Source organism: Dyadobacter diqingensis (assembly GCF_024220585.1).
Lineage (GTDB): Bacteria > Bacteroidota > Bacteroidia > Cytophagales > Spirosomataceae > Dyadobacter > Dyadobacter diqingensis.
Genome location: NZ_JAMXKF010000003.1, coordinates 450,941 through 467,975, shown reverse-complemented (window position 1 = coordinate 467,975; position 17,035 = coordinate 450,941). Strand labels below are relative to the sequence as shown.

12 protein-coding genes are annotated in these 17,035 nt (G+C 43.8%); 5 read left to right on the top strand and 7 right to left on the bottom strand.

Annotated elements, in window-relative coordinates; genetic code table 11:
- Positions 1-68: 68 nt before the first annotated feature.
- The gene (locus tag M1L62_RS11125; RefSeq protein WP_254413107.1) at positions 69-650 is read left to right on the top strand and encodes a Crp/Fnr family transcriptional regulator; all 582 of its coding nucleotides are present in this window, start codon (positions 69-71) and stop codon (positions 648-650) included.
- Positions 651-733: 83 nt separating this feature from the next.
- The gene (locus M1L62_RS11120) at positions 734-1,360 is read left to right on the top strand and encodes a hypothetical protein (protein WP_254413106.1); all 627 of its coding nucleotides are present in this window, start codon (positions 734-736) and stop codon (positions 1,358-1,360) included.
- A gap of 202 nt (positions 1,361-1,562) precedes the next feature.
- Here the strand turns inward: M1L62_RS11120 and M1L62_RS11115 are convergent, their stop codons facing one another.
- The 4 genes from M1L62_RS11115 to M1L62_RS11100 all read right to left on the bottom strand — a co-directional run bounded on the left by M1L62_RS11115 (position 1,563) and on the right by M1L62_RS11100 (position 8,399).
- Complete coding sequence (locus M1L62_RS11115; protein WP_254413105.1) at positions 1,563-2,561, bottom strand: helix-turn-helix transcriptional regulator; 999 nt, start codon at positions 2,559-2,561, stop codon at positions 1,563-1,565.
- 30 nt (positions 2,562-2,591) lie between these two features.
- A complete protein-coding gene (locus tag M1L62_RS11110; RefSeq protein ID WP_254413104.1) occupies positions 2,592-3,185 on the bottom strand; it encodes a YdeI/OmpD-associated family protein in 594 nt (197 codons plus the stop codon).
- A 58-nt stretch (positions 3,186-3,243) separates the two neighbouring features.
- Positions 3,244-3,660, bottom strand: coding sequence for a DUF1761 domain-containing protein (locus tag M1L62_RS11105; RefSeq protein WP_254413103.1), 417 nt, complete (start codon positions 3,658-3,660; stop codon positions 3,244-3,246).
- A gap of 371 nt (positions 3,661-4,031) precedes the next feature.
- Complete coding sequence (locus M1L62_RS11100; protein ID WP_254413102.1) at positions 4,032-8,399, bottom strand: fibronectin type III domain-containing protein; 4,368 nt, start codon at positions 8,397-8,399, stop codon at positions 4,032-4,034.
- A 708-nt stretch (positions 8,400-9,107) separates the two neighbouring features.
- Between M1L62_RS11100 and M1L62_RS11095 the strand changes: the two genes are divergently transcribed.
- Together M1L62_RS11095 and M1L62_RS11090 are read left to right on the top strand one after the other, a co-directional pair.
- Positions 9,108-10,316, top strand: coding sequence for a hypothetical protein (locus M1L62_RS11095; RefSeq protein WP_254413101.1), 1,209 nt, complete (start codon positions 9,108-9,110; stop codon positions 10,314-10,316).
- Positions 10,317-10,361: 45 nt separating this feature from the next.
- A complete protein-coding gene (locus M1L62_RS11090) occupies positions 10,362-11,558 on the top strand; it encodes a hypothetical protein (protein WP_254413100.1) in 1,197 nt (398 codons plus the stop codon).
- Between the two features lie 14 nt (positions 11,559-11,572).
- Here M1L62_RS11090 and M1L62_RS11085 read toward each other — a convergent pair whose 3' ends face one another.
- Both M1L62_RS11085 and M1L62_RS11080 read right to left on the bottom strand, forming a co-directional pair.
- A complete protein-coding gene (locus tag M1L62_RS11085; protein WP_254413099.1) occupies positions 11,573-12,892 on the bottom strand; it encodes a WG repeat-containing protein in 1,320 nt (439 codons plus the stop codon).
- Positions 12,893-13,131: 239 nt separating this feature from the next.
- The gene (locus M1L62_RS11080; protein WP_254413098.1) at positions 13,132-13,527 is read right to left on the bottom strand and encodes a hypothetical protein; all 396 of its coding nucleotides are present in this window, start codon (positions 13,525-13,527) and stop codon (positions 13,132-13,134) included.
- 571 nt (positions 13,528-14,098) lie between these two features.
- Between M1L62_RS11080 and M1L62_RS11075 the strand changes: the two genes are divergently transcribed.
- Positions 14,099-15,064 carry a glycosyltransferase family 9 protein gene (locus tag M1L62_RS11075; protein ID WP_254413097.1) on the top strand — a complete coding sequence of 322 codons (966 nt, stop codon included), beginning with the start codon at positions 14,099-14,101 and terminating at the stop codon, positions 15,062-15,064.
- 83 nt (positions 15,065-15,147) lie between these two features.
- On the opposite strand, the gene M1L62_RS11070 is transcribed toward M1L62_RS11075, so the two are convergent.
- Entirely contained in the window at positions 15,148-16,854 is a 1,707-nt protein-coding gene (locus tag M1L62_RS11070) for a PQQ-dependent sugar dehydrogenase (protein ID WP_254413096.1), read from the bottom strand.
- Between the last annotated feature and the right edge of the window lie 181 nt (positions 16,855-17,035).

The window sequence follows — 17,035 nt, the reverse complement described above, 5'->3', positions numbered from 1 at the left end:
TGGTGGAAAATCGCCACCTTCGCAAAGCCCGGAATCGTTGGGTGCGACTTTAACATACGACAGTAACAATGAAAAATATCCTATTTGACTTTATATCGAAATACGTTTCTCTGACAGAAGATGAGAAGAACGTAATCGTTTCTTTGGATATATTTCGCTCGGTAAAGAAAGGAACGACTTTACTAAAAGAAGGACAAAAATCGAAAGATAGCTACTTTGTTCTGAAAGGCTGTATTCGGACATATTATGTTGTAGATAGTGAAGAAAAAACTACTGCTTTTTACACAGAAATGGAAGCTTTGACTCCCCCTTGTGTTATAAGCAAAACTCCGTCCGAATATTATATAAGCTGCATAGAAGACAGTATACTTACCGTTTCTAATTCTGATATGGAAGCAGAAATAAACAGTAAATTTCCAAAGTTTGAAACGGTATGCAGAATATTATCCGAAGAACTTTTAGCTAAACAACGAATGGACTTTGACGAGTTTAAGACTTCGTCACCTGAACAGCGATACCTGAACTTACTACATAAAAGACCGGACCTTATTCAGCGTGTTCCACAACACCAATTAGCGAGCTATTTGGGCATCAAACCTCAATCATTAAGCCGACTAAGAGCAAGAATCCTGGAAAAAAGCAAAGCGTAACTTCATTTCTTAACTTAAGTGAACGATTTTAAGTCTATTGCCAATCTACTTTTGCAGTATCGGTTAAAGAAAAAAGGAAAGAAATGCAAAAGAAAATTTTATTGATTGGTTTTGTCTTAATGATGGCAGGTACGCTCCACCTCAAAGCACAATATGCTAAAACAGACAGCACTTACAAACGGTGGTTCGTTGGGAGCACTATATTTTTATTGGGTAATTTGGCTACTACAAACAGCCCCGGCTTCGCTCAACTCAATCTAGGCTACCGTATTACAGGAAGAGATGTAATTACATTAGAACCGAAAACCTGGAAATATGCTTGGCCGAATGGTATTCACCCATTTTTTAACAAATCATACGGAAAGCCGGAAGAAGAATTTCCGGGGTATGTTCGTGAGTATGGCTTCTCAGTGGCTTACCAAAGATTTTTGTGGAAAGGTTTATATGCCGAACTTAATGTAATGCCTGCCTGGCAATCTTTTGTGAATGGTGACGGAAATAAAATTGACAATGGATTTCAGATTTTCAATACGTACCGGGTAGGTTATCACATAAAACTTTTTAAGGATAGATTTTTTATTCAACCATCAATTGCAATAACCCACCGCGCTTATCATACAAAAATGCCTGATGGATTTAAACAGTTAGACGATAAATGGTCGAAATTTGTCTTCGGAGAACCGGGATTTCATTTTGGGTTTAATTTTTAATAACCTTTCAGTGCACTAATAAAACTGCCTTTAACCAATAATAATAAAAGATAAAACAGCAACCACCAACAGGTGTCTGGCAGAGAAGCAGGTTCCAACGTTTGGCGTAGTCCCACGGGGAGCGTAGTCTCCCACGTTGGCGTAGTTGGTAGTTGGGCGTAGTAGGTAGTTGGGTAGTCGGTAGTTGGGCGTAGTCTCCAGACTACGTCCGAGCGTCGCCGGTCTCTGATCGAACAACAAAAAACGCATAAGCACGTTGAGCCAGCTCACGCATGTGTTCCCGCAACGCCGGCGGTTCGAGTATGGTGACAGCCCCGGCAAAAGGTAACAACCAGGTAGCGAGGTAAGCCAATGAGCCGATCAGAAATGTCATATTCACGCTGCCATCCGTTTGAGGCTCGTCGTGTGTCCATCCATAGTGGTGTTTGGTATCCTGCAAGTGCTGCGCCAAAGCGGGCAGCGCCGCAGAAGCCTGGAAACAGATAACGACCTTTTCCTTTGAACGCCGCTTTGCCTCATCTGCCCAGTATTGCTGCAAGGTTTCGGGGCGGGCAGTAAAAATTTCTTCACACAATAATAAATGCCGGATACGGTCGAGGCGGAAATCCCGGAATGCCTGTCGCAGCCGGCAATACCCCACCACATGCCAGTGCTGGCTCAGATAAAGACCGATGGGCTCGATTTCACGATCGATTGGCAAATCGCTGTCGGCAGCGCAGTACGAAAGATGCACCACACGATGGACCGTAACGGCAGCAACCAATTGCTGGTAAGCATTTGAATATCCGGGCTGACTGGCCGGTTCCAGCACCTGAATATGGGGTGTGAGCGTTTCCAGGTGATCCCGGTCGGAACGCCGTAGTGCAGCCCGCAACTTGTCCATTGCGGCGGCGGTGCGTTCTGCGGTGGTCGCGTCAGTACGCTGGGCGGCGAGCTTTTCAGCGGTCAGCAGAGCAATCGCTTCCTCGCGTGTGAACATCACAGGCGGCAGCCGGTAACCATCCAGCATGGCAAAACCTTTACCTTCCAGCGTCACCACGGGAATCCCTGCACTTTCGAGCGTTCGTATGTCGCGGTAAATGGTACGGGTACTGACCGAAAAACGAAACGACAACTCTCTGGCCGTCAGCACCCGCTTTGTTTGAAGCAAGGTAAGCAGCGCCACCAGACGAGAAAGACGGGTTACTTCGGGATCGATCATGCGTTAATTAGGGCTGGCGTAACAACCAGACTATTTTTTTGTCCACTGAATAACTTTGGGTTTCAGATTCTGAGCTGCAAGCGTTACAATTTCCGTGATGCGGTTTTGCCGGGTTTCCGCCCGTTTGGCCTGAACGAGCCATTGCAAAATATTCCGTTTGTCGGATTTGCTCAAACTTAAAAAATAGCTTTTTGCATTGGGGATTTTTTGAAGCTCCTCGTCCAGATCAGCAGGGATTATCAGCTCTTCAGCTTCATCCAAAATCGTCCAGGAGCCATTTTGCTTTGCGGTTTCAATACAATCAAAACCTGCCTGTGTTATCAATCCTTCATCTGTGAGTCGCCGGACTTTTTCCTTATTTATTTTCGACCAGACACTTTTTGCTTTTCTCCTGCTAAAAAAACGCATAAACCTTTCCTCGTCCAGAGGTTTCGCGATGCTGTCTATCCAGCCAAAACAAAGTGCTTCGTCCACGGCCTCACTCCATGTGATTGTCGGCAGGTTGGATTTATTTTTGTAGAAAATCAGCCAGACGGATTTTTCCTGCTCATGGTGCGCCTCCAACCATGCTCTCCATTGCTGCCGGCTGACCGGACAAAACGTTTTGATCTCACTTTCTGTCATTTCCCTCTGGCGTATTTCCTCAAAAATAACACTTAACCGGATGAATAACGCTCAATCCTTATTTCATCGCTACTAAAATGATACAGACCAACACGATACCAACAAAATGATAGGTGCCGCTGATCAGGCCATAAAGCAATGGCCGTGGGATATTGGGGTTGATCGCGATATTGACCGTATTGGCAACCAGGAAGCCTAAGCCGATAATGGCGGCAAAGATCAGCGCATCTTCATACGAATCAATCTTTAATGCATAAATCAGGATTGCACTGGCAACCGTAATGACCAGACAGCACAGCGCCGGTCCGATAATAAAAATAGGCGCGGGGTTTTGTTGTATCTCATTTTCCCTACCCAATGAAGTTTTGTATTGCCTGGCAAAAAGCAACGTGAACCACAAAGCGCCGAGAAGAAAATACGGTACAAATGCGAGTAAAACATTTAACCATGCGATTTCTGCTAATACATTGAACATATCTGTTTTCGTTTATTGAATGATTATTATTACCCCACAAAGGAAAACAGCAGTTGTGACAGCCTTATGTCATAGGTAAATCCGGTACGATAAAAATTATCATCTTCCACTGAAATACAGGCAAGCATCGGTTCGGCGCAGCATCAGTTAGTCCGGTTGGAAACAACTGGACACGTTGGACATAGTCTCAGTTTGAGCGACCGTTGGGCGCAGTCCGCAGTTGGGCATAGTCCCACCGTCGGGCATAGTCCCACCGTTGGGCGTAGTCTCCAGACTACGTCCGAGCGTCATCGGTCTCTGACCGATCAACAATAAAGATCCGAATTCCCAAAAGGGCGCAGCCCCAAGACCACGCCCCAACTCCCCACCTCCTACTCCTTCACAATCTTCCATGAACTTTTCCGTCCCTTCTCATTCAACCGTAAAATGTACAGCCCCGGGGATAACAGATGCAGATCAATTTCAATAAACATGGTGTTTGACGCTTTTTGGATTCCGTTCTGAAATAATTTTCCATTGACACCATAGATACTCCATTGAAAAGGCTCTTTCCAGGATCGTTTATTTTTTAACAATAACAGGCCCGAGGACGGATTTGGGTAAACTGCTATTCCGGAAGACGGCGGCTCACTGCCTACCACCAGCGACACCGTCACCGTGCGTTTTCCCCCAATGGTTCCATACCCGCATACATTACGGACGGAATCCAGCGAGAAGACCCGTTCCTGCCCGATCAGCAGCATCCTGACCAATATGGCCTGACTCGTATTTCCGCTGAGTGTATCGGCGCCATATTTGAGGTAATAATACACCGGCAAACTTCCCGTGAAGCTAAACTGAATCTTTACTTCCTCAGTATTTATAATTGTTTCCTTATCCAGGACAAAACTTCCGGTCGCGGTTTTATGAATGGGAATCATATCAGAATTATTCTGTGTAAAAACCAGTGGTGAATCCAGAGCTTTCACCCGGATGCGGTACCGGTCTCCTTCCGGAATAGTGCCGGGCAGCAAGGTACGAATGGGACTGGCATTTCCATTTCCCAAAACAACGGGCGTATTAAAATTCCCATTCTGATCAGAAAGTTCAACGGAATATGTCATTTTATCATCGGGCCCTACCACCGTGTAAGCCACCGAAAGCGAATCACCGGTACAAAGTGCTGTTCTCGATGCAACGGTTATTCTCGACACGTTTGTTACTGTCAAAACAGGCTCTTTAACAACCACGTGAACACTGCCCGTTGCCTGCCCTGTCCCGCAACTGTTGGAAACCGTTTTCAGCGAATATGTCTGTGAATTAACCGGTTTTACCTCAATAGATTTTTCCGCAACAGTAGAATTTCCGCTGCTGTTATCCGAAAGCACATAACTCCACGGCCCCTCTCCTTCAAATTTCACCCCTATTAAAAATGGCTGTCCTTTCCATATGGTGGCCGTTTCAGCCGGAGCAATCGTCGCTTTCGGAAGGGCCTTGATCTGGATTTCTGAGCTTTCGAGCTGATCCAGATACGCACTTTTCGTCACGATTTTGATCCTGTATTTTCCAGCCTCCATATTACCCGGAAGTTTTGCTGCGATAGGCGAACGAACGCCTTCGGCCAGCGGTACATCTCCTGAGGCAGTCACCAGACGAGCTTCATAAACCAGGGGAAAACCAGACTCGTTACCAACCGCCGTAAACTGTACCCGCACGGAATCACCGGCGCAAAATTGTGGTGCTTCAACAGAGGTTTTGGCAATTTTGAATTGCTTCGATGCTGGCGGAGGTGCCAGCGTGGCTGGCGTACTGATCAATTGCGCATCAAAAGTAAAGGGGTCCAGGCTCGGATTGACCGGAAATCCTCCGCTGAGCATTGGCGTTAAATAATAACTCACCAGTATGTAATTGACACCATAGTTAAATCCTGCATTACTCAGCGTATAGACAATTTCCTCCCTTCCTCCCGCAATGTCCTTCGAAGACGTGCCTTGGATGACAGCCTCCTGCCCGTTGATCAGGATCGTCTGTAAACTGGTGGTGTAGGATTTTCTGGTTGCCAGGTTTTTGTCCCGTTGCAGGGTAAGCTTAAAACTGGCATAAGTAGCAGTAGAGCCAGTTAAAATAAAACTTCGCCTGAACCACAGTTTTTCAGCTGGCACAAAAACCCGCTCAATCAACGCATTGGAGAGCTTGAACCCCTCATCCGTGTGTCCAAGACCGATAATTCCTTTTCCAGGCATTTCAAAAGCAGGAGCAGAAAAAGTCCAGGAGACCACGCATTGTTCATTCAGTTTAACCCCCTTGGTTGAAAAACCTGCTGATAAAGGAAACAACCATTCCGAATGAAAAGGGATCACGGTATCACCCACCACGGTACCTCTTGGATTGGTGACATTGACGATAAACGTATCGGCCAGGTATCCGTTTTGATCCCTGACGTAAAAAGTGCTGTTACTGTTTGGCCCCATGCTGAGCTCGCGCACCCCGGAAGCAAGCAGCTGAGTAGGCTGCGCAGACGAATACCAGCGATAATCACCAATCCAGGAGGCCTTCAGATTGACCAGATCTCCTCCATTCTGTGAAGTAATGGTCGTTTTTTTGTTCACATCCTTCATAACGACAAAGGAATCAGCTATGACATAGTTTGGCGATACGTCTGATTCCTTTATAAACTTCACGTCGAGGCGGTTTTCCTGAAAAAAAAGTTCGACAGATCCTCCTTTGGTGTGATAAAAATCGGTTGTATTATCACCCGTCAAATTGTCCATAGGAGGCGAAGTGTCAAAGGGAGGCGTGGAAATACTTGGGTGTTTGACTTTGGCAGGATCATCGTAACCGGAGTCATTTACATAAACATTGGTACCGTTGTTGTTAACATTACCAAAAAATCCTCTCCCGGCAGATCCTGACAAAATGTAAGAGTAGGCTGTTTCACTATTTGACTTAACATATGGAGGCGAAGCCGGATATCTACCCAGATTATTTCCTGTTTGATACGAATCGGTAGTACGTGCCGCATTCCCCTTCTTCCGGATCATCCCCGCCCGTAAAAAGGCATGCGTATGAGATACCAGCAAAGCATCTACATGAAATTCAGGCCTTTCCAAAATCGGCAGCAATTTTTCCCTTACCCTGGTCAAATCCTTTTCATCAGGAAAATGTCCGATAGTAGAAAACGGTGGCAGGTGAAAAGTAACGACTGTCCATTTTTTTGTATTTGCACTTAAATCCTTGATTAACCACTTAACCTGTGGCAGATTATCGATGGATGTGTTAAAATTATAATCCAGCGCAATTGAGTTTTTACTCAAAATGTCATAACCTCCAAAGTTGGATGTTAACCAATTATCGCTAATATTTTGAATTTCAATGAGTGGTGGATTCAAAACTACAAAATGGATATCTCCCTGATTGAAAGAATAATAACCCTTTTTATTCAACGTAGATTCTCCTCCGATTTGGGCACTGTCGGGGTACGCAAATGTTGAAAAACTGGCCGCGGTTTGTTTGTGGTATGCTTTTCTGACATAATAAGTTTTGCCATCACTATGCACGTAGTTGGGCTCAGGCTCATAGTCATGATTCCCAATCACTGTCCAGGAAGGTATGTGGGAAAGAAGCTGCTGATCATTCGGTCGGTTATAGAATCTAAAAAGGGTGGTGTCCAATGCTAGCTGAGTTCCCTCATAGTCCTGCGTATTTGAATTGTCTCCCAAAAATACAATACCGTCTACGTTGGGATTATTTTTGGAATTCAGGTACGCCAGATAGGCATTCCGCACTTTAAAAGGCCTGGGATTCAGATAGGTTCCCGCTCCCGAGTCACCCAGCAACCAAAAACGCAACGGATGGCTTGTGTCCGTGGGAGAAGGCAGGGTGCGGAAATAGTTAACAACCGAATTGTATTGCAATAACTGAAAGCTGTTGCCACTGTTATAACCCACGCTATAATAATATTTCGTGTCCGGATTAAGATTTTTAAGTAAAACACTATGCATCGTATCCCGGGTTGCTACGGAAACTTCGGTGTAAGAAGCCAAATCCGGACTGGTGCCATAGCGAACTGTTGCGGTTGACGCTACATTCGTGTACCAGCGTACCGTCATCTGGTTATAGGAAGGGAGTTGCAGATATGGATACCTGGAAAGCGAAATGGGCGTTACATCCGCTTCCAGCTGAAGATCAAAAAGGATATCAGTACTCCCGGAGTTATTTTGGTGCAGCTCTACGGCAATGATATTGTTTCCTTCCTGAAAAAGCGACGAGTTCAGTTTCATATCAATAGTGAGTGAATCTCCCGCTGTGATGGTAAACGGATCGCTTGAATTCGCGTTCATATTTTTACGGGTCGCTTCTACGCCGTTTACATAAATGACGATGCCATCATCGAGATAAGCCCTTAACCGGTAACTATTCTTTGCAGCCGCGTTGGTAATGTTGACCGTTTTACGAAAATAAAAAACCGGGTGATTAGGCGTGTTGTTATTCGGTCCCCGTTGCAGGAGTGTCCGATAAAAATGATTTCCAAAGGCAAACGGCGCCGGTCTGTAAAGCCATCCGCTGTCATCAAATCCAGCTAAACGCCAATTATTTGTATTAAAAATGGTGCCATTATCCAGATATTTCCAGTCCGACTGGTAAGCAATAATCGTTTCAGCCTGGCTTGTTAACGTAATGAATAAGAGGATCAGGAGGGATGTCCTGCGAAAAATGGAGGCGGATCGAGAAGCAAGAAGAGAATAGAGGTCAGTTCCCATAATACATAAAGTTTAAATGGATACCATTCTCTAATATAAGGATTTTCAAGGAGAAAAGATATGATAAATGTAAGTTTATTCGCTTAAAATGAGCGGTTTATAGCGATTTTCTACACCAGTATAAACGTGGTTCCTTCACATGCTTATCACTCTGTTTTTTATACCCGTTTAACCCATTTAATCAGGCTATCTTAATCAGCTATTCAGCATAAAATTACACACGCTAAAACATTCATTATCAACAAAAAAAGACAACAAATGCACCCACTATATACTTCATTCATCCTAGAAAAATGAATAAAACACGAGATGACCATAATCTTTATACGTACCTTCGGCATAGTGACTGGTCAGGTTGTTGGATCGCGTAGCGCTAAACGTAGTCTCGGGTAGCTAGGCGTAGCCTCGGACAGTAAAACGTAGTATTAGGCTGATGGGTAGTGTCAGGCTGTTGGGTCAGGCTGTTGGGCGTAGTCTCCAGACTACGCCCGTGTGTCATCGGTCTCCGACCGAAATATCCAGCCGTCAACCTCAATTACCCAGCGGTAAACAAACTTCGTGACACCCCACTTAACTTTGCAAAGTCAATTCCATACCGGAGAAAGCAGTTGTACCTCTCTTGTCCGACGGTCAAAAATGATACCTCAGACAGACGAATAAACCAATTCGATTTCAATGTTCACCTCCCGTGCTTCAATGATCAACCTTATGGCGCTTACTAAATGGCTGAGTATTTCCGCACTTTTGGGCTGCCAGTCCATTGATAAAACCATTACCAGCGGTCCGTTTACGATTGAGCGGGTTATCAAAAAGGAGTCAAACGGATCGTGGTATAACAATGGCACCAGTCCCTTCGCGACAGACAAAGCCATTTATTACCAGATCAGATACAAGGGCAAAAAGATAAGTCTACGCAATGGGGAATCGGACGATAAACTGTTTTACAAGGCACTTTTCCTGAACCATTCTGGTAAACCTGCGATCCTGGCCGGATCTGCCGCCATGTATTTGCTGACAGAAAAAAATGGTCAGCTAAAATCGGAGCTGCTGAGTTACAATAAAGATGAAAGTGGCAGCTATCAATGGCTGGATAGCGAAAATAACCAACCGGGTTATTCTTACAAGGCTTACAGTCAGCCCGCAGCAGAGGACAATGGATATCTGGATGGAGGAAAATTTCTGCTCGTCAATAACAATTGCGTGCTTGATGTGGTTACACATCGTTTTTACCCGTTTGAAAAGAACAGCTACGAAGCCCATCTGAAATCCGGCGATTTTTTCTCAGAACATGAAATAGCGGCCGGGTTTTCGCCAAATCGTACGCAGGTTGTTTTTGTTGGGTATAAAAGAAAATCGGATAACCACTTAAAACATATCTACGGCCTTATCGTGGTCGATTTCATCCATCAAACATTGACTGCCGTCCCCTTTGACCAGAATCAAACACATTTTATACCCGAACATTGTAAACACCCCGAATGGCTTCACAAACATTTCGAATGGGTTGTGGACGAAAATGGCAGGGAAAAGTTAATAGCACGAAAATCTGAAAATGACTACTGGAAAGGTTATTTCAGCGGTGATTTGCCTGGCACAGCCGCAGAAGACGATTATTATTCCTTACAGCCCGTCAAATCATCCATTGTTGAGACATTGAAAGATTACCTCATAAAAAAATGGAATGCAAGTCTGATCGAAAGCCGAAAGTTTGAAGATTCTGCAACCTTAATTTTCAAAATCGGGAAAGCCGAGATAACCTTATTTGACAACATCCGTCAGGAGAAAAAAATCAGCTTATCCACAAGTCTGGCAAGCAATACGGCAGAAAACAGAGCATTGGTCCGTCAGATCGGAAAAGATTTAAATGCGCAACTGGCATCAGGCCAGTTCAGGGAATATTTTGATGTATTTGATTAAAGAAAAACAATGCAAAAAAATAAACTACATCAAATATTGTCATACATGAAATGGTTAAGTCTAGTGACAACCTTGCTCGGCTGCGGATCGGGCACGAAGAAAATAAGTGATGGTCATGCCGCATCCGGCCCCTTTGAAATCCGCTGGGACGTAGAAAGCAGCCGTTCCGGCGCATGGTTCAATAATGGCGGCGACTTTAATGCACAACAATATACCTCCTATTTCAGTGTTTATTATAAGGGCAAGCTCATCGAAGTACCCACCAAAAAGGAGAATGCCAAATCTTTCTGGCAGGCTTTATTTTTGAAAGATGCCAGTCAGCCGGCGATACTGATCGGCACACACAGCATGTATCTCATTACTGAAAACAATGGCGCGCCCAAAGTTACACCACTTCACGAGCAGGACGGCAATTTTGCTACCTTCCAATGGCTGGATAGTGATAATGGACAACCCGGACCAGCAGAACGGGTTTATCTGGGCGACGATTCGGCCCGGGATCGTTTTTTATCGGGCGGAAATTATCTTATGGTTAACAATCAGGTAGTACTTGACGTTAAAAACCTGAAAATATACCCCATTGAAGTGAATACGTACGAGCGTGTTAAAGCACTGGATGACTACAATGCCTATAATTCTCAATTGATTGGCTTGTCTCCCGGCGGCACGCAAATGATCATGATCGGCAGCCGAAGCAATCCCGAAAACCAATTGTTATTTCAATATGCACTCGTGATGATCGACTTTCTTACCAATGAGGCCTATGCGGTGCCCTTTGACAGGACCGAAACAAGGTTCTTTTCTATATGGGATGGCACACCTGCATGGCTGACAACTTATTTCGAATGGAAAAAAGACAAAACAGGCCGCGACCAACTCGTCAAAAGAACTTTTGATAAATTGCCAAACTGGCAAGGTCGTTTCAGCAATGACCATTTTACGGGAAAAGTGTCGCAGTACAAACTGATTCCGGTTAAAGCATCTATGCTGGAAGCTTATTTTGAATTTCTGAAAACTCATTACGAAGTAACCGAGGTACGCCGCAAAGAAATGCCGGACTTCGGGACAAAAAGCATTCACTTAAAAATAAACGGGACCGAACTTTTGCTCTATTTCCAGCAAGAAGAACAGTCATTGTCGCTAAGTGGGAATGCAGAAGGCGTGATAGAACCTTTTGGAAAAGATTTTGACGCGGAAATGGCAAAAGGAAAATACCAGGAGCATTTTGACAACTTTAAATAAGTCATAAAAATCCGTCAGCCTTTGTTTTTCTGCCTCGACCTTTTTAGAAACCTCCACGGTGCAATCGCTAACGCAAACAGCCCGACCAGTATCAGCGCGCCTTTCCAGTAGCCGGAAATTCGTTTAAATTTTACACTGCCATTTGGTAAAACTTCATAAAAAAGGCCAAATCTTTCGGTTTCAACCATTTCTTCCCGAAACGGCTCGGCTTCACTAAACCATTCTTTCGTGATAACTTTCCCGCTGGTATCAATATAGGCGTACTTATTGTTCAGCTGTATCATCGCCACGCCGTGTTTGAAGTACGATGCAGACTGATACATAATCGGCGTTGTTATTTTTCCCGTCGTGTCGATATGGCCAAACTTACCATGCAACGAAACAGACGCACGATTTTCATCCATAAAACGCCCGGCATAATCATACAAAAACGGGATAACCGTTTCGCCCTTTTTATTGATACAGCCCCATTTTCCATTTTTCTTGACCCAGTAACGCCCCAGAGACGGTTTCTGTGTATCGTCGTAAAGAAACGGAATTACAATCTCGCCGGTTTTTGAGCTGACATAACCAAACTTATCACCGTATTTCACCCGCGCTAACCCTCGTCCTGAATGTTTGTAGATCAGATCGATATCATCCAGCGCCACAGGTACGCGTAGTATCAGGTTTTTATCGACAATCCCGAATTTCCCCTTATAATAAAACCGGAAAGGTTCCTTCGCTTTTTTGATATCAGCCTCGGTATATCGGCCAAAATTCCAGCAAAGCGTTGTCAGATTGCCATTTACATACCATATAAAATCCTCCTGACAATCGTGGTTGGCTACGTAAGAAGCGGTTGCATTTTCAATTAGAAAATCCCGCGTAAATAACTTCACCGGCACTTTATAAATTTCCTTTCCAAACGTATCCAGGTAAGAAAGTCCGAATTGTTTGCCGACCGGATAAATAACGTAGGTAATTCCATCGCGAAATTCCCCTCCACCATAATAAACCGGCGGAATCACAATTTTACCTGCCTTGTTAATGTAGCCATGCATCCCGATCGCCCCCCTGTGATTTTCAAAGGGGACGAACTCCGCCAGGCCATTTGAGAATTTGCCAATATCCCGGTATGCAGGCGTAAGTTTTTTCCCGTTTCTATCGACCAGATAACTGCTGTACTTGACGCCGGATTTCTCTATGCTTTTTACTACATAAACGTCTTGATAAACCTGATGCTCATTATACTTTTCAAGCCAGGCAGGCTTGTCGGCAAGCGCTTTACCAACGCTAAAAAAGTTGAACAACAATATCAAAAACAGCAAAAATGAAGTATTCTTAACAATCATATGGTTTCTTTTTTGGCAAATCAGGCTATTCACATCCGGGTTAAAATTATAACTAATAAATTAGTTATAATATATTTTCAGGAAATGATTTTCAGCAAGACCTTAATAAGGTGGTAAGTTAATTTACTTTTTTGTAAAAAAACCATCAAATCAAGCACGCAGGCTCGTTTTGATGGTTCATTTGTGAATAAGCTGCCTTGACAACGGACAGGATAACCGATTTTATATTGTTCTGATATTTAACTTAAAGAGATCGTTCTGAAAGTTTTTACATCCTGCGTGTTCAGTTCAATGTCTTTGATCTGTTTACTACCTCCTTCGGTTAAAATTAATTTATAAGAGCCGTCGGGAAGTGCGTTCAGGTCAAAACGCGTGCGGGTGGCTCCATCCTCTTTTTGTATTGACTTCGTTACCAGGGTATGGCCAAATTCATCAATTAAAGTAAGCGATGCTGTTTTGGGTGCAGACTTAATAACAACAACATCCACTTTTCCGGTACTTGTTTCGGCTACCATAAATCGGGGATTTTCAGTTTGATTCACTGCAATGGAGCGTGTGGTTGTCGATTGTGCAAAACTTGCGGATGAAATAGCAAGTGAGCATACTGCTACTACGGATGCGATAAGCGTTTTCATGGTTCTGAATGTTTTAAGGTGATCGTTTTTGTTTCTCAGCAGCAATTTGCTCCTGACTTCTGATACAAGAATACGACGTTTCGAACCGGTGTAAAAACGAAATCGACGGAGAGCCAAAGAATCCCGGTAGAGAGCAATAAAATACGTAAATAACTAAAAACAAGGAAGTTAATAACTTAAAATAGCAATTAATAGACCAAAAACGGCAACTCATAGACCGAGACGGTTGATTCATTGATTTTACAATGATATTTATGTGATCTTATTGTTATCAAGTTACCAATTTATAACTTAATGTTACTTATTTATCAGCCCGAATTTTACAGACATCAGAACCGCCTGACAAAATACAATACACTATCTGTGAGTTAATTAATATATAAAAAAGGGTCAATTCTCTTCTCGTTTCAGAGATAAAAAAAGCAAATACTAGCGCCTTCCAATAATTCCAAGTGTCCTGGTAGTGAATTTTTTTCGCAAATAATCACTTTATCAGGTATAGTATTTTTCATTAAAATCGGCACGAAGGCTCATATCTGTTTTTTCAACCCCAGATAGACGTTTCTGACAAATGCATATTTTAGTAACCCGGACTGATGCTATCGGCGATGTTGTACTGGCACTCCCACTTTGCGGCTATTTAAAAAAAACGCTGCCTGATACGCGTGTTTCAATTTTAGCCAGAAGTTATACCCGGTCAGTTGCCGAAGCAAGCAATGCCGTCGACCATTTTATTAATTACGATGACATTCTTGCTTTGCCTGAAAATGAACAGGTAAGCCTGATCAAACAGTACCAGTTTGATGTAATTCTGCATTTGAAAACAGAGCGTCATATTACGACTCTTGCGAAAAAAGCCAGAATTCCGATTCGTGTGGGCACCATCAGTAGGCCTTATCATTGGGCAAACTGTAACCGGTTTGTCTGGCTGCGACGTAAGGTTTCCGATGATCACGAGGGTATTCTTCATTTCCGTTTGGCGAGGCCTCTTGGTATTAGAAATGCCCCTGATAACATATGGGAGTATTACCAGCTGACTAAATATACAGCGCTGCCCGAAGATTTTTCGTCACTTTTAAACACGGAAAAATTCACCATTATCCTTCATCCCAAATCACATGGCAATGCACTCGAATGGGATTTGAAAAGGTTTTCCGAACTGATCGGTTTACTGGATAAAGATCTGTACAGAATATTTATTACCGGATCAGAAAAAGAACATGGTGAATTAAAACCATGGCTGAAAAGCCTGCCTGAACACGTTATTGATATGACCGGGCAACTTTCATTAAGTCAGCTCATAACTTTTATAAAGAAAACTGACGGTTTGGTTGCCGGGAGTACAGGTCCGGTACACCTCGCTGCGGCCTGCGGAATCAATACGCTGGGTTTATACCCGCATATCCGGCCAAAACATGCCGGTCGTTGGGGGCCCATTGGCCCAAAGGCGGACTATATTGAAACAACCACCGAAACACTGGACAGTATTTCAGCAACAGCAGTTTTTGAGAAAATCCGGTCGTGGCAGAAAATGTAAGGACATTCTAAATACCGATAAAGCTTCAAACCCATCCTGAACAGATGTTTTGAAGCTTTAGCAATATTTAAAATCCTGAAATTTTATTGCGAAATCAATACTTTTTGATTGACCACTTTGGTATCGCCTTGCAAACGTACGACATACATACCCGCCGCCATTGCTCCGACCGGCACACCGATATTGCCTGTTTTATTGGTGATATCCTGCTTTAATAAAACGCTGCCATTAACGCCTACCAATTCAAGTGATTTGAATGGTTCTTCAATCAGGACATTCATCATCCGGTTATCAATAAAAGATGGCCGTACAAAATTTGCGCTCAGATTATCACCATTCCGGTTGATGCTGATGATTTTTGAATATTTATAACTATCGTCCCGATCTACCATTTTCAGCCGGTAGTACATCGTGTTTCCGATCATCGTGTTATGTGAAAAATTGTATAAACCACCATTGGAAAAACTTTGTGACATAACGGTTCCAATTTTATTAAACTGTTTGGCATTGGTGCTGTATTCGACGTCAAATTGTCGGAAGTTCTTCTCCATAGCGGTTTTCCAGCTCAGCTGAACGCTCTCAACGCCGGGCCTTGCTGTAAAACTTACCAGTTCCACCGGCAGAGGGGCAGCAGGTGACAATGCATAGATAGTTCCTGCATTCAAACTCACAGCGAAAATTTCTCCGTTTTCGGCTTCGCCAAAATCCGAGAGTCCTGTGTAAATGGATGTCTGAATCGTGGTGGTCATTTCAGGATCATTCACCGGGCCAATAATATGGATATCGCCGGAGAAGTAGTCCGCACCCACATAGTAACCCTGCATCAATGGTTCTGCTATCCCCCGGTAGACCACGCCTCCCACCACGGATCGCCCCGCTTCCGAACCGGTCGCGTAGGTGTGCACAGGGAAATGAAACTGGGCTATCGGCGGGCAGCCACCCGTTATGTGAGCATTATCACCTTCATAACAGCGCCAGCCAAAGTTCGCACCTAGGGCCGTTGTGGCCGTTTTATGATTGATTTCTTCTTCCGCTCCCTGCCCTACATCCCCAATCCACATATCGTTTGTCTGGCTGTCGAAACTCCATCGAAACGGATTCCTGAGCCCAACCGAGAATATTTCATTTTTAGGTACGTTGCCGGCAGGATATGGATTACTGGCTGGATTGGTATAAAATGGAGCTGTTGCGGACGTATTGACATCGATACGGAGAATTTTACCAAGCAGAACGGCGGTATTTTGTGCATTATTATTGGGGTCATTGCCGCTTCCCCCGTCTCCGGTCGAAAGGTACAGATAACCATCAGTACCAAAATGGAGCTCGCCGCCATTATGATTTGCCTGTCCGGGATGCGGAATTGTGAGCACTACAACGCCGGAAGAGGCATTGGCAACATCCGGATTTGCACTGACCTGAAACCGTTTAATTTCCAGATTTCCCTCTGCATTGACATAGTACACGAAGAAAAATCCATTGGTTTCGTAATTCGGATGAAACGCCAGACTTAACAAGCCTTGCTCACCTCCTGTTAATAATCCGGTAACGGTCAGGAAAGTACCCCGGTTGACGTAATTATCATCATACACCAGAATCGTTCCACCTTTTTGAACGATAAAAATACGGTTAGAACCATCCCCTGCATGTACCAGCTGCATGGGAGAACTTAATCCAGTAATAACGGGGTCAAATTCGATCGTTGGCTGGGCATAGGAAACGCCCAGACTTAAGCAGAAAAACAGCAAAACATGAAAACACGCCTTACTGTACGTTGAGTCAAATTTTTCCATGGTTTCTGAAATGTTTTAGTGAGAAACACTCGAACTAGTTTGTAAAACTAGTTCTAAAACTTTCATGCCAGAGGATATTTTTAGGTTGAATTTCAATAAGTTAACACTAAAAAAATTGAAATTATCAGCTAAAAAATGACTGCATGGAATCTGATTTTCTTAACATGTTCTTCAAACGTGT

Excerpts from the sequence above, each read along its gene's own strand:
- M1L62_RS11080 (WP_254413098.1), bottom strand. The coding sequence starts at position 13,527 with ATGAAAACGCTTATCGCATCCGTAGTAGCAGTATGCTCACTTGCTATT.
- M1L62_RS11105 (WP_254413103.1), bottom strand. The coding sequence starts at position 3,660 with ATGTTCAATGTATTAGCAGAAATCGCATGGTTAAATGTTTTACTCGCA.
- M1L62_RS11075 (WP_254413097.1), top strand. The coding sequence starts at position 14,099 with ATGCATATTTTAGTAACCCGGACTGATGCTATCGGCGATGTTGTACTG.
- M1L62_RS11100 (WP_254413102.1), bottom strand. The coding sequence starts at position 8,399 with ATGGGAACTGACCTCTATTCTCTTCTTGCTTCTCGATCCGCCTCCATT.
- M1L62_RS11085 (WP_254413099.1), bottom strand. The coding sequence starts at position 12,892 with ATGATTGTTAAGAATACTTCATTTTTGCTGTTTTTGATATTGTTGTTC.
- M1L62_RS11120 (WP_254413106.1), top strand. The coding sequence starts at position 734 with ATGCAAAAGAAAATTTTATTGATTGGTTTTGTCTTAATGATGGCAGGT.
- M1L62_RS11070 (WP_254413096.1), bottom strand. The coding sequence starts at position 16,854 with ATGGAAAAATTTGACTCAACGTACAGTAAGGCGTGTTTTCATGTTTTG.
- M1L62_RS11110 (WP_254413104.1), bottom strand. The coding sequence starts at position 3,185 with ATGACAGAAAGTGAGATCAAAACGTTTTGTCCGGTCAGCCGGCAGCAA.
- M1L62_RS11095 (WP_254413101.1), top strand. The coding sequence starts at position 9,108 with ATGGCGCTTACTAAATGGCTGAGTATTTCCGCACTTTTGGGCTGCCAG.
- M1L62_RS11115 (WP_254413105.1), bottom strand. The coding sequence starts at position 2,561 with ATGATCGATCCCGAAGTAACCCGTCTTTCTCGTCTGGTGGCGCTGCTT.
- M1L62_RS11125 (WP_254413107.1), top strand. The coding sequence starts at position 69 with ATGAAAAATATCCTATTTGACTTTATATCGAAATACGTTTCTCTGACA.
- M1L62_RS11090 (WP_254413100.1), top strand. The coding sequence starts at position 10,362 with ATGAAATGGTTAAGTCTAGTGACAACCTTGCTCGGCTGCGGATCGGGC.